Raw genomic sequence first — 11,598 nt, 5'->3', positions numbered from 1 at the left:
TCAATTTGACAGATTGCAAGGCGGGGCGGCATGGCGACATGCCGCCCCGTTTCTTTTGCGGATCAGGAAAGCGTTGAGATCATGCCCGAAGTGTTCGTGAAACCCGACACGCTGGACGACGAGAACCGCCGCTTCGCGCAAGCGCCGCTGCGCCAGCCGGTGTTCCTGAACAGCGTTCCGAAAAGCGGCAGCCATCTGCTGCGCAACATCGTCCGCATGTTCGTGCCGGTCGAACAGCAATATGGCCGCGATTTCATCCAGTGGGCCAATCTGCAACAGCATCGCGTCGCCTTCGATCCCGCGCGCCCGATGCTCAGCTGGGGTCATCTCTTCCTTGCCGACGCCTCGGCGATCGAAACCGCGCCCGCGCGCCGCATCCTCCTCTATCGCGATCCCTATGACTGGGTGATCGCGCGGGCGCGCTTCTTCATCTCCGAACAGTTCGCCAGCAATATGGATCATCTGAAATCGGGCGCGCTCACCGCCGACGAGCTATTGACGATGATGATCTTCGGCCTGCCCGGCAAGGCGCCGTCGCTGCGCGACATCTATGAAATGAACGCCGCCGCCTGGCTCGGCGCGCGGGTCCATGTCGTCACCTATGAAGCGCTGATCCGCCATGTCGGCGACCCCGGCACCTCGGAGGCGGACGAGTTCTTCGGCGCCTTGCTCGACGCCTGCGGCATCGAGCGCCCGGGCGACTGGCGCGACCGCGTGCGGATCGGCGCCGATCGCAGGCAGAGCGGCACCGCGCGCGAGAATCTGACCGGCATCGGGATCGAACTGCCGGACTGCCTCGGGCCGCGCCACCGCGCGCTGGTCGACTATCAGGCGCCGGGATTGCGAAAGCTGCTCGGATATGAATGAAACGAGGCGCGAAACCAGCATGCCGGGCGGTCCGGTCGGCGCGGTGACCACCTTTGCGGCGCTGGCGCGGGCCGACAAGCTGGCGGCGGCCGGGGACTGGGACGCCGCGGGGCGGCAGGTCATCGACCATCTGCGCCGTAATCCCGATGAGCCGCAGGGCCTCGCCAAGCTCGGCGAGATCGCGACCCACCTCGGCGCGCTCGGCCAGGCCGAGCATTTCCTCCGCAAGGCCATCGCCCGCGGTCTCGCCTCCGCCGACGTCCGCCGCAACCTCGCATCGGTCCTCAACCAGCAGGAGCGGCCCGAGGAGGCGGACCGTCTGTTCGCGACGCTCGAATCCGAAATCGACGACCCCGCCGTCCCCGCGCTGCGTGCGATGATCCGCGAAAAGCTGGGCCGCCACGACGAAGCGCGCGCCATCTACGACCGGCTCACGCAGCGCTACCCCGACCGCCCGCATTACTGGATCGCACTCGGCCACAGCCAGCGCTCGTCGGGAGAGGTCGACGCGGCGATCGCCTCCTATCGCCGGGCGGTCGCGGTCGACTATGAATGCGGGGAGGCCTGGTGGGGCCTCGCCGGAATCAAGAGCCGGGTCCTGACCGACGCCGACATCGACGAGATGAAGCGCGCCGTCGCCATCGCGATCGATGAGCGCAACAGCGTACCGCTGCATTTCGCGCTCGCGCGCGCCTATCACGACCGCAAGCTTCATGCCGAGGCGTTCGACCATTATCGTGAAGCCAATCGCCAGCGCGCCGAAAGCCTGGGTTACAATGCCCGCGAACTGACCGAGGAAATCGCGGAGCTGGAACGTGTCGTTACCGCCGACTTCGTCCGCGCGCTACCGGCGGTAGCCGGCGGCGGCGATAGCGTGCCGATATTCATCGTCAGCCTGCCGCGCTCGGGATCGACGCTGCTCGAACAGATGCTCGGCAGCCACGGCGATATCGAGCCGGTCGGCGAACTGCCCTATGCACCCGCGATCCTGCGCGGCGCGATGGAAATGGCCACGCGCCGCGGCCCGGTCACCGTGCCGCAGCTCATCGCCGGGCTGCATCCCGATCAGGCGGCGGCGATGGGGCAGGACTATCTTCGCCGCGTCCGCGCGCATCGCAAGACCGACAAGCGCTATTTCGTCGACAAGCTGCCGCACAACTGGAGCAACATCCTGTTCCTGCGAAAGATTTTACCGCAGGCCAAGTTCCTCGACATCCGCCGGCCGGCGATGGACTGCTGCTTTTCGAACTTCACCCAGAGCTTCTCGCGCGCCCACGCCTCCTCCTTCGCGCTCGAGCATATCGGGCAATGCTATGTCGATTATGTGCGGCTGATGACGCATCTCGACCGTGTCGCGCCGGGGCTGGTCCATCATATCGACTATGCCGCGATGGTCGGCGATCCCGAACCGCATCTGCGCGGCGCGCTGGCGCATCTCGGGCTCGACTGGGACCCGGCGGTGCTCGAATTCCACAAGCTCGACCGCGTCGTCCGCACCCCGTCGAGCGAGCAGGTGCGCCGCCCGCTCAACCGCGACGGCATGGAGGTGTGGCGGCCCTATGCCGAATGGCTCGGACCGCTGCGCGACAAGCTCGGGGCGCTGGCGGAATAGGAAAGGGCGCCGGAATCGACCGGCGCCCCCTTTTCCTTCGCGGTCCGCGAAGCCGCGATCAATAGCGGTAGTGATCGGGCTTGAACGGCCCTTCGACCGGCACGCCGATATAATCCGCCTGCTTCTGCGACAGCTTGGACAGCTTCACGCCCAGCTTTTCGAGGTGCAGCGCCGCGACCTTTTCGTCGAGATGCTTGGGCAGGACATAGACGTCGTTCTGATACTCGCCCGCCTTGGTGAACAGTTCGATCTGCGCGAGCGTCTGGTTGGTGAAGCTCGACGACATGACGAACGACGGGTGGCCCGTCGCGCAGCCGAGGTTCACGAGGCGGCCCTTGGCGAGGATGATGATCTCCTTGCCGTCGGGGAATTTGACCAGGTCGGTGCCCGGCTTGACCTCGGTCCAGTCGTAGTTGGCAAGCGCCGCGATCTGGATCTCGCTGTCGAAATGGCCGATGTTGCAGACGATCGCCATCGGCTTCATCGCCGCCATATGCTCGGCGGTGATGACGTCGGCGTTGCCGGTCGCGGTGCAGAAGATGTCGGCGCGGGCGACCGCCTCTTCCATCGTCACGACCTCATAGCCTTCCATCGCCGCCTGCAGCGCGCAGATCGGGTCGACCTCGGTGACGAGGACGCGCGCGCCGCCGTTGCGAAGGCTCGCGGCCGAGCCCTTGCCGACGTCGCCGAAGCCCGCGACGCACGCGACCTTGCCCGCCAGCATCACGTCGGTGGCGCGGCGGATCGCGTCGACCAGCGACTCCTTGCAGCCATAGAGATTGTCGAACTTCGACTTGGTGACGCTGTCGTTGACGTTGATCGCGGGGAAGGGCAGCTTGCCCTCCTTGGCGATCTGATAGAGGCGATGGACGCCGGTGGTCGTCTCTTCGGACACGCCCTTGATGGCGCGGACGCTCTTGGTCAGATAGCCGGGCTTGGCGGCGAGGAAGGCCTTCAGCGCGCGGACGAATTCGACTTCCTCGGCGTTGGTCGGCTCGAACAGATCCTCGCCGGCCTCGACGCGCGCGCCCCACAGCGCGAACATGGTGGCGTCGCCGCCGTCATCGAGGATCATATTGGCGGTCTGGTCGTCGCCCCAATCGAAGATGCGGCCGACATAGTCCCAATAATCGGCAAGGCTTTCGCCCTTCACCGCGAACACCGGCGTGCCGCCCGCGGCGATCGCTGCGGCGGCATGGTCCTGGGTCGAGAAGATGTTGCACGTCGCCCAGCGCACCTCGGCGCCCAGCGCGATCAGCGTCTCGATCAGCACCGCGGTCTGGATCGTCATGTGCAGCGATCCGGTGATGCGCGCGCCCTTCAGCGGCTGGGCCGCGCCATATTCCTCGCGCAGCGCCATCAGGCCCGGCATTTCGGTTTCGGCGATCGCGATTTCCTTGCGTCCGAAATCGGCAAGACCGATGTCGGCGATCACATAGTCACGGGTGTCGGCGGCGAGAGTGGCCACGGTCGTTTTCTCCTGTCGTCGGGCGCGGACGCATGGGTGCGGCCCCAAAAAGGTCGAGCAATTATGTTGCGCGCCCTAGCCGAAAGCGCACCGCCGATCAAATATAAACGATTCTTTATATCGCAAGGCCAGGGCGGCTGGACGATGCGGCAGACCGAAGCCCCCTCCGCCCTTGCCGACGCGAATCACCGGCACCGGAATCGGACGATGCGGCGAAAAAAATTTTCGGCGGGCGCGATTGTGACAGCCGCGAGCGACAGCGCGCAGCCGAACGTCACGATCGCCAAGATTCTGAAAATCCTGACTTATAATGCGCCGTGCGATGAGCCTAATCGGCTATTATGACAATATTGTTACAAGATGCTGGAAACATTGACTTTTTTAGCATCTCGCAGGAAAATGGCCCCCAATTTCGGGGAGATGAGAGAATGAAGAAAATCCTGCTGACCCTTGCCGCGCTCGCCTTCGCGAGCCCCGCCGCCGCCCAGTCGATCGTCGTCGTTACCGCGCAATCGCCCGATTCGCGGGTGCTGCCGGTCGCCTTTGCCGAGCTTCAGGCCGGCGCCAACGACGCGGCGGTCGCCAAGCTCACCACAAGCGATGTCGACGCGCGCGATCCGTCGCGGCTCATCAACCTCGGTACCGCCTATGCCCGCCTCGGCCGCAGCGCCGACGCGCGCACCGCCTATGAGGCCGCGGCGGCGAGTCCGATCCGTTACGACCTCGAACTGGCGGACGGCACGACGATGGATTCGCGCTGGGCCGCCCGCACCGCGCTCGCCCGACTCGACCAGGGACGCGCGCAGATCGCCCTGGCGCGCTGATCCTCTCAAGCCCCTCCTCATTCCGGGGAGGGGTTTTGCATTTCCGCTAAGACCCTGACGCCCTAGGCCTCGCCGCCCTCGGTCGTCAGCAACCGCGCATCGATCCCCGCTTCGGCGAAAGCGCCCTGCCAGCGGCGGGCCGGCGGGGTGTCGAACAGCAGGGCGTCGCTGCCGGGGGTCACGTGCCACCCGTGGCGCACCATTTCCTCCTCGAGCTGCCCCGGCGACCAGCCGGCATAGCCGAGCGCGACAAGCCAGTGCGCCGGACCGCGCCCCTCGCCGATCGCGCGCAAGATGTCGTGCGAGCTCGAGATCATCCAGCGGTCGGACACCTGCACCGCGCCGGCGCCGCTCCAGTCGCGGCTGTGGAGCACGAAGCCGCGCGACGGCTCGACCGGCCCGCCCAGAAACACCGGCGCGTCGAGCGGGTCGTCGTGCGCGATATCGAGCTGGTCGAGCACCGCGCCGACCGTCATGCCGCCGATCGGATCGGCGACCCCGATCCCCATCGCGCCGTCCTCGTCATGGCTGATCATCGCGATCACCGAATGCTCGAAACGGGGATCGCCGATGCCCGGCAACGCGAGCAGCAACTGGCCGGTGAACCAGGGGGGCGCCGTATCCATCGCCGCATCATGAACGCGCGCAAGCGGTGGGTCCAGCCTCTTTGATCGGATAGGCCCACGAGCGGCGGCTTTGGGGTGGGAAACTGCCTCGCGGCCTCGTCATGCTGAACTTGTTTCAGCATCCATGGCCGGACCTCTCACCCTGCGCTGCGCCGAAGGAAACGGCAGGCCATGGACCCTGAAACAAGTTCAGGGTGACGATGATGGAAACGTCGCCTTCCGGTCGCCCGCTGCCACTTCCCGAAAATCCGCTGCTCCGCTTGACTCCGCCCTTCCGCGACCCAATCTCTCGGCCTCCAATATCCCCTCAACGAAAGGATGCCGAGATGACCATTGCGACCGGAGACAAGCTGCCCCAGGCCACGCTGGTGAAGGTGACCGAGGGCGGCCCCGAACAGGTGAACGCCGCCGATTATTTCAAGGGCCGCAAGGTCGCGCTCTTCTCGGTGCCCGGCGCCTTCACCCCGACCTGCTCGGCCAAGCATCTGCCGGGCTATGTCGAAAAGGCCGCCGAACTGAAGGCCAGGGGCATCGACGAAATCGCCTGTACCGCCGTCAACGACGCCTTCGTCATGGGCGCGTGGGGCAAGGCCGGCGGCGCCGACCAGGTCACCATGCTCGCCGACGGCAACGGCGATTTCGCGCAGGCGGTCGGGCTGACGATGGACGGCAAGGCGTTCGGCATGGGCACCCGCGGCCAGCGCTATTCGATGATCGTCAACGACGGCGTCGTCGAACAGCTCAACGTCGAGGCGCCCGGCGAGTTCAAGGTGTCGAGCGCCGACCACATGCTCGAACAGCTTTGAGCCACTGAAAAGCCCCTCCTCTTCAGAGGAGGGGCACCGAGTCGCAGCGGCGTGGGCGTCAAATGTTGCATCAGACTGCGCCCCCCACAGCCTACCTCTCTTTCATCGTCACCCTGAACTTGTTTCAGGGTCCATGGCCTGCCCTCGAATGGAGTGCAGCGCTGACCGAGAGAATAGGCCATGGATGCTGAAACGAGTTCAGCATGACGAATCCGGCGGGAGGGGCTTGCCCCCGCCCCCCTTCCCTTTTGCCCCGATTTCGTGCAACAGCGTCGCGATGACATCATCCTCATCGCAAACATCCAGTACCGCCGATCCCACCGCCCGCGTCGAGGCCATTCTCGCCGAGCTCCAGAGCCGCTTCCGCGCCGCGGTCTCCGCCCTCAAATCCGCCATCGCCGCTTATGTCCACGACGGCACCCTGCCCCCCGCCGACGCGGCCTCGACCGGCCTGTTCGACTATCCGGCGCTGCGCCTCGTCACCGACGGCGTGCTGCGCGAGGGACAGGGGCATAATCTCGCCTTCGGGCGCTTCGAGCATGCGGGCGAGTTCGTCACCACCGTCACCCGTCCCGACCTGTTCGAGGATTATCTGCGCGCGCAGTTGATGCTGCTGACGCGCCATTACGACGTCGACCTGTCGGTGACGCGCACCGGGCAGCAGATCCCCTTTCCCTATGTGCTCGACGCGAGCGACGGATCGGACATGGGCCGCGTCACCCCGCTGGAGCTGGCGCGCCATTTCCCGACCACCGAGCTCGCCGATATCGGCGACGAACTCGCCGACGGCCTGTTCGGACTCGATCCGACCGCGCCGCAGCCGCTCGCGCTGTTCGACGCGCTGCGCACCGATTTCAGCCTCGCGCGGCTGCGCCACTATACCGGCACCGCGCCCGAGCATTTCCAGCGCTACATATTGTTCACCAACTATCACCGCTATGTCGACGAATTCGTCGCCTGGGCGGGGGCGCAGGTCGGGCAGGGCCGCTACACAGCGCTCGCCGGCGCCGGCGGCCTCTATGTCGACAAGGCGGGGGTGAACGCGACCGCGCTCGTCGCCGACAGCGCGTGGCGGCGGCACCAGATGCCCGCCTATCACCTGATCGCGCCGGGCGGCAGCGGCATCAGCCTGGTCAACATCGGCGTCGGCCCGTCGAACGCCAAGACGATCTGCGACCATCTCGCCGTGCTGCGGCCCGAAGCGTGGCTGATGATCGGCCATTGCGGCGGGCTGCGTCCCAGCCAGCGGATCGGCGACTATGTGCTCGCCCACGCTTACCTCCGCGACGAGCATATCCTCGATTCGGTGCTGCCCCCCGAAATCCCGATCCCGCCGATCGCCGAAATGCAGCAGGCGCTCGCCAGCGCGGCCGAGGCGGTGTCGGGAACCAGCGGCGCCGACCTCAAGAAGCGGATGCGCACCGGCACGGTCGTCACCACCGACGACCGCAACTGGGAATTGCGCTTCACCGATTCCGCGCTGCGCTTCTCGCAGTCGCGCGCGATCGGCATCGACATGGAATCGGCCACCATCGCCGCGCAGGGCTACCGCTTCCGCGTCCCCTATGGCACCCTCCTCTGCGTCAGCGACAAGCCGCTCCACGGCGAACTCAAGCTGCCCGGACAGGCGAACCGCTTCTATGAGGAAGCGATCGCCGCGCACCTCCAGATCGGCATCCGCGCCTGCGAACTGCTCCACGACGAGGGCGCGAAGCTGCACAGCCGGAAACTCCGCGCGTTCAACGAACCGCCGTTCCGGTAAACAAGCTTCGCCGCCCCCGCGAGAGCAGGGACCGCTATCGCTCTTGCCGGACAGGGAAGCGGAACCTTTAGAGCGGCGTGCGTTAAATCCGCATCACCCTTTCTTCCGTTCGTGCTGAGCTTGTCGAAGCACCGCCCTTCTTCTTGCTACGCCTGAAAGAAAGAACAGCCCTTCCACAAGCTCAGAGCCTGCCCCCGCGAAGGCGGGGGGCGAACGGGGATGAGTGATGCAGATTTAAGGCTCGATGCTCTAGCGGCGCCAGCTTTCGCTGGGCGACGGCGTATAATAAGGAGGACAGCCCATGACGATTCCAGTCCCCACCCTCTCGCGCTCGATCGCCGGGCGCGTCGCGATCGTCACCGGCGCCGGGAGCGGCATGGGCCGCGCCACCGCGCTGCTGCTGGCACGCGAAGGCGCCAGGGTCGCGGTTACCGACCTCGATCCCGCCGCCTGCGAAGCGGTGGTGGCCGAGGCCGGCCCGAATGCGAAGGCCTTTGCGCTCGACGTGTCCGACCCCGCGGCGATCCCGCGCGTCGTCGGCGAGATCGCCGCGCAGTTCGGCGGCATCGACATCCTCGTCAACAATGCCGGCGTATCGAGCTTCTGCCCGCTCGACGGCGAGGAGTATGAGGCGATCTGGCACCGCGCGATCGCGGTGATGCTGACCGCGCACCAGCGGATGGTGCGCGCCGCCCTGCCCTGGCTGCGCCAAAGCGACGCCGCGCGCATCGTCAACATCGCCTCGACCGAGGGACTGGGCGCGACGCCGGGCGACACGCCCTATGTCGCGGCCAAGACCGGCGTCACCGGCCTGACGCGCGGGCTGGCGGTCGATCTCGGCAAGGAGGGGATCACGGTCAATTGCATCTGCCCCGGCCCGATCCGCACCGGCATGACCGACGCGGTGCCCGAGGCGGACAAGGCGGTGTTCGCGCGCCGCCGTACCGCACTTCGCCGCTATGGCGAGCCCGAGGAGGTCGCGCACATGACGCTCAGCCTCGTCCTCCTCCCCGCCGCCAGTTACATCACCGGCGCGGTGATCCCGGTCGACGGCGGCCTGACGGCGCGGAACGCCTAGGTCCCGCCCTCACACATACATTCCGTCGCGCAGATTGATGCCGTGCTCCAGCCACGCCTTGAGCGTGCAGAGCATCTGCGACCAGCCCTGGCAGTTGCCGTAGGAGGCGCCGAGCGCGCCCTGATTCTCGCGCCAGCCTTCTTCGGCGATCTCGACCAGGGTGCGGCCGTCGTCGAGACCTTTGAACGTCATGGTGACGCGGGTGCGATAGTCGGCATCCTTGAGTTCGCCCCCCTCGACATTCGGCGCCTCGCCTTCGTTCGCCTGCCATTCGAGGATGATCTTTTCGTCGGGAACGACCTCGATCACGTAAACCGGAAAGGCGCCCGGAAAATCGTGGAAATCCCACTCCACCGTTGCGCCGGTCTCCAGCCGGCCCTTCGCGCCGCCGGTCGTGAAATAGTGCGACAGCGTCGCGGGGTCGGCAACCGCCTCGAAAACCTCGTGTATCGGCTTCGCGATCCGCGCCGCGACTCGGAACTTCAGGTCCATCGACACTCTCCGCTTGATTTCTTCCCATTATGTTATAAATTTACAACATGTCAATCCACAAAGACTATGACAAGGTTTTCAAGGCTTTGTCCCATCATGTCCGGCGCCAGATCCTCGACGACCTGCGGGATCAGCCGCTCACAACGGGCACACTGTGCGGCAACTTCGCCAACATCGACCGCTGCACGGTCATGCAGCATCTGAAAGTTCTGGAAGAAGCAGGACTGATCATCGCCGAACGCCGCGGCCGCGAGCGGTGGAATCACCTCAACGCGATGCCGATCCACGACATCCACGACCGCTGGATCGGCCCCCACGCCGCCGCGGCCACCGCCCGGCTGGCGCGGTTCAAGCAGACGATGGAGGCGGGGTGACGCGGGGACTGAAAACGGCCACGGGCGGCGTTCTCAAATCTTCGTCATTCCCGCGAACCCGGGCACACCTTTATTATAACTCGGTCGGCGTCGGGTTGCGGGTTGTCGTTGACGAAGTCGAGAATACCCATGAGCGAGCCGTGCAGCGTGGCATGAACCTCGCCGCGCTTCTCACCAGAATGCAGCACGATCTTGCCGACGAGTGAGCGGATGTCGGCTGACGCATCAAGCCGCGTCTCCGGGTCTTTGAGCGTTTCCGTGAGCTGTGCGACCTTACGCTTGTAGATTTCGGCAATGCCGGGATGGATATCGGGAATACCGGCAGGTGCTTCGGCGAGCCGCGCCGTGATCTCCGCTTTCTCGCATTCGAGTTCAGCCATGCGCGCCTTCATGCTCGGCTGATACAGCCCGTCCTCGATCGCGGCCATGATACCTGCGACGGCCTTGTCGATCTTCGCCAGCGCACGGGTATCGGCATCGGCCTGAATGCGCCGCTCGCGGTTCTCGCGGTTGATATGCGCCGCATAAGCGGCAACGGCCGCGTCGATCTTGTCGGCCGACACCAGCCGCTCAGCGATACCGGCGAGCGCCCGGCGTTCGAGGTCATCACGCCGGATGGTCCGGCTGTTGGTGCAGTTGCGGCTACGGTGATGACCGATGCAGCCGTAGCGATCGGTCGTGACGATCGCAAAGTTGCCGCCGCATTCGCCGCATTCGAGCAGACCCGACAGAAGATAGGCCGCCCGCCGCAGCCCGTTGACGCTTCTCGCTTGAGCTGCTTCCTTGCGGCCCGTGTTGCGCGCGGCGAGCATGTTCTGCTGGCGCTTGGCTGCGTCCCATAGGTCGTCGCTGATAATCCGCAGGTCGGGCACGGCCTTGCGCACCCATTCGGATTCGGGGTTGAGCCGGGTGACATCCTTGCCGGTAGTCGGGTCCTTCACATAATGTTTGTGGTTCCAGACGCGGACCCCGACATAAAGCTCGTTGTTGAGGATGCCGAGGCCGCGGCGCGGCGTGCCCCGGATGCTCGTATCGCGCCAAGGCTTTCCAGACGGTCCCACTATGCCCTCTGCGTTGAGGTCGCGCGCGATGGCGATCGGACTTTTGCCAGCAGAAAACTCGCGGAAGATGCGTTCGACGATCAGCGCCTGCGCCGGATCGACTTCGCGCTCGCCGCGCACCAACTCGCCTTCGCTCGAAAGGCGCCGGACCATCCGATAGCCATAGCCGACAGCGCCCGCCGAATAGCCCTTCTCGACACGGCCGCGCAGGCCGCGATGCGTCTTCTTGGCAAGATCCTTGAGAAACAGCGCATTCATCGTGCCCTTGAGCCCGACATGCAGTTCGGAGATTTCACCTTCGGCGAGGGTGATGAGCGGCACCCGAGCGAACTGGAGGTGCTTGTAGAGCGTTGCGACATCGGCCTGATCGCGCGACACGCGGTCGAGGGCTTCGGCAAGCACGATATCGAATTTGCCCGCCTGTGCATCGGCAAGCAGCCTCTGGACGCCGGGACGCAGGATCATGCTCGATCCCGAGATGGCGGCGTCCTCATAGACGCCCTCGACCTGCCAGCCTTCGCGCACCGCGCGCTCGCGGCAGAGGCGCTGCTGGTCGGCGATCGACGCGGCATTCTGCTGGTCGGAGGAATAGCGGGCATAGAGCGCGGCGCGGATCATGACGTTTCCC

12 protein-coding genes are annotated in these 11,598 nt (G+C 65.7%); 8 read left to right on the top strand and 4 right to left on the bottom strand.

The genetic code is table 11. From position 1 onward, the window contains the following. The first annotated feature begins 81 nt into the window (after positions 1-81). Together FHR21_RS03275 and FHR21_RS03270 are read left to right on the top strand one after the other, a co-directional pair. Positions 82-867 carry a hypothetical protein gene (locus tag FHR21_RS03275; protein WP_184095229.1) on the top strand — a complete coding sequence of 262 codons (786 nt, stop codon included), beginning with the start codon at positions 82-84 and terminating at the stop codon, positions 865-867. Then, a complete protein-coding gene (locus FHR21_RS03270) occupies positions 860-2,479 on the top strand; it encodes a tetratricopeptide repeat-containing sulfotransferase family protein (RefSeq protein ID WP_184095227.1) in 1,620 nt (539 codons plus the stop codon). The genes FHR21_RS03275 and FHR21_RS03270 overlap by 8 nt, the downstream gene beginning before the upstream one ends. Before the next feature lie 58 nt (positions 2,480-2,537). Here FHR21_RS03270 and ahcY read toward each other — a convergent pair whose 3' ends face one another. Next, a complete protein-coding gene (gene ahcY, locus FHR21_RS03265; RefSeq protein WP_184095225.1) occupies positions 2,538-3,947 on the bottom strand; it encodes an adenosylhomocysteinase in 1,410 nt (469 codons plus the stop codon). Between the two features lie 63 nt (positions 3,948-4,010). On the opposite strand from ahcY, the gene FHR21_RS03260 reads away from it, so the two are divergent. Then, the gene (locus FHR21_RS03260; protein WP_184095224.1) at positions 4,011-4,292 is read left to right on the top strand and encodes a hypothetical protein; all 282 of its coding nucleotides are present in this window, start codon (positions 4,011-4,013) and stop codon (positions 4,290-4,292) included. Positions 4,293-4,375: 83 nt separating this feature from the next. Then, complete coding sequence (locus tag FHR21_RS03255) at positions 4,376-4,771, top strand: hypothetical protein (protein WP_184095222.1); 396 nt, start codon at positions 4,376-4,378, stop codon at positions 4,769-4,771. A gap of 62 nt (positions 4,772-4,833) precedes the next feature. Here FHR21_RS03255 and FHR21_RS03250 read toward each other — a convergent pair whose 3' ends face one another. Beyond that, positions 4,834-5,397, bottom strand: coding sequence for a YqgE/AlgH family protein (locus FHR21_RS03250; protein ID WP_184095220.1), 564 nt, complete (start codon positions 5,395-5,397; stop codon positions 4,834-4,836). A 326-nt stretch (positions 5,398-5,723) separates the two neighbouring features. On the opposite strand from FHR21_RS03250, the gene FHR21_RS03245 reads away from it, so the two are divergent. The 3 genes from FHR21_RS03245 (at position 5,724) to FHR21_RS03235 (ending at position 9,043) form a co-directional block, all read left to right on the top strand. Next, positions 5,724-6,203, top strand: a complete 480-nt coding sequence (locus tag FHR21_RS03245) for a peroxiredoxin (protein ID WP_184095218.1) — start codon at positions 5,724-5,726, stop codon at positions 6,201-6,203. A gap of 277 nt (positions 6,204-6,480) precedes the next feature. Next, positions 6,481-7,965 carry an AMP nucleosidase gene (locus FHR21_RS03240; protein WP_184095216.1) on the top strand — a complete coding sequence of 495 codons (1,485 nt, stop codon included), beginning with the start codon at positions 6,481-6,483 and terminating at the stop codon, positions 7,963-7,965. Between the two features lie 301 nt (positions 7,966-8,266). Continuing rightward, entirely contained in the window at positions 8,267-9,043 is a 777-nt protein-coding gene (locus FHR21_RS03235) for an SDR family NAD(P)-dependent oxidoreductase (protein ID WP_184095214.1), read from the top strand. Between the two features lie 9 nt (positions 9,044-9,052). On the opposite strand, the gene FHR21_RS03230 is transcribed toward FHR21_RS03235, so the two are convergent. Next, on the bottom strand, positions 9,053-9,535 hold the full coding sequence (locus FHR21_RS03230) for an SRPBCC family protein (protein ID WP_184095212.1): 483 nt from the start codon (positions 9,533-9,535) through the stop codon (positions 9,053-9,055). Between the two features lie 47 nt (positions 9,536-9,582). Between FHR21_RS03230 and FHR21_RS03225 the strand changes: the two genes are divergently transcribed. Beyond that, positions 9,583-9,909 (top strand): ArsR/SmtB family transcription factor, encoded by a 327-nt coding sequence (locus FHR21_RS03225; RefSeq protein ID WP_184095210.1) that lies wholly within the window; start codon positions 9,583-9,585, stop codon positions 9,907-9,909. Between the two features lie 44 nt (positions 9,910-9,953). On the opposite strand, the gene FHR21_RS03220 is transcribed toward FHR21_RS03225, so the two are convergent. After that, positions 9,954-11,588, bottom strand: a complete 1,635-nt coding sequence (locus tag FHR21_RS03220; protein WP_184095208.1) for a recombinase family protein — start codon at positions 11,586-11,588, stop codon at positions 9,954-9,956. Positions 11,589-11,598 lie beyond the last annotated feature (10 nt).

The organism is Sphingopyxis panaciterrulae (assembly GCF_014199295.1).
Classification (GTDB): Bacteria; Pseudomonadota; Alphaproteobacteria; order Sphingomonadales; family Sphingomonadaceae; genus Sphingopyxis; species Sphingopyxis panaciterrulae.
The sequence above is the reverse complement of the archived record's forward strand: the minus strand, read 5'-3'. Positions and strand labels throughout refer to the sequence as shown.

Excerpts from the sequence above, each read along its gene's own strand:
- FHR21_RS03275 (WP_184095229.1), top strand. The coding sequence starts at position 82 with ATGCCCGAAGTGTTCGTGAAACCCGACACGCTGGACGACGAGAACCGC.
- FHR21_RS03270 (WP_184095227.1), top strand. The coding sequence starts at position 860 with ATGAATGAAACGAGGCGCGAAACCAGCATGCCGGGCGGTCCGGTCGGC.
- FHR21_RS03260 (WP_184095224.1), top strand. The coding sequence starts at position 4,011 with ATGTTGCGCGCCCTAGCCGAAAGCGCACCGCCGATCAAATATAAACGA.
- FHR21_RS03255 (WP_184095222.1), top strand. The coding sequence starts at position 4,376 with ATGAAGAAAATCCTGCTGACCCTTGCCGCGCTCGCCTTCGCGAGCCCC.
- FHR21_RS03250 (WP_184095220.1), bottom strand. The coding sequence starts at position 5,397 with ATGGATACGGCGCCCCCCTGGTTCACCGGCCAGTTGCTGCTCGCGTTG.
- FHR21_RS03245 (WP_184095218.1), top strand. The coding sequence starts at position 5,724 with ATGACCATTGCGACCGGAGACAAGCTGCCCCAGGCCACGCTGGTGAAG.
- FHR21_RS03240 (WP_184095216.1), top strand. The coding sequence starts at position 6,481 with ATGACATCATCCTCATCGCAAACATCCAGTACCGCCGATCCCACCGCC.
- FHR21_RS03235 (WP_184095214.1), top strand. The coding sequence starts at position 8,267 with ATGACGATTCCAGTCCCCACCCTCTCGCGCTCGATCGCCGGGCGCGTC.
- FHR21_RS03230 (WP_184095212.1), bottom strand. The coding sequence starts at position 9,535 with ATGGACCTGAAGTTCCGAGTCGCGGCGCGGATCGCGAAGCCGATACAC.
- FHR21_RS03225 (WP_184095210.1), top strand. The coding sequence starts at position 9,583 with ATGTCAATCCACAAAGACTATGACAAGGTTTTCAAGGCTTTGTCCCAT.
- FHR21_RS03220 (WP_184095208.1), bottom strand. The coding sequence starts at position 11,588 with ATGATCCGCGCCGCGCTCTATGCCCGCTATTCCTCCGACCAGCAGAAT.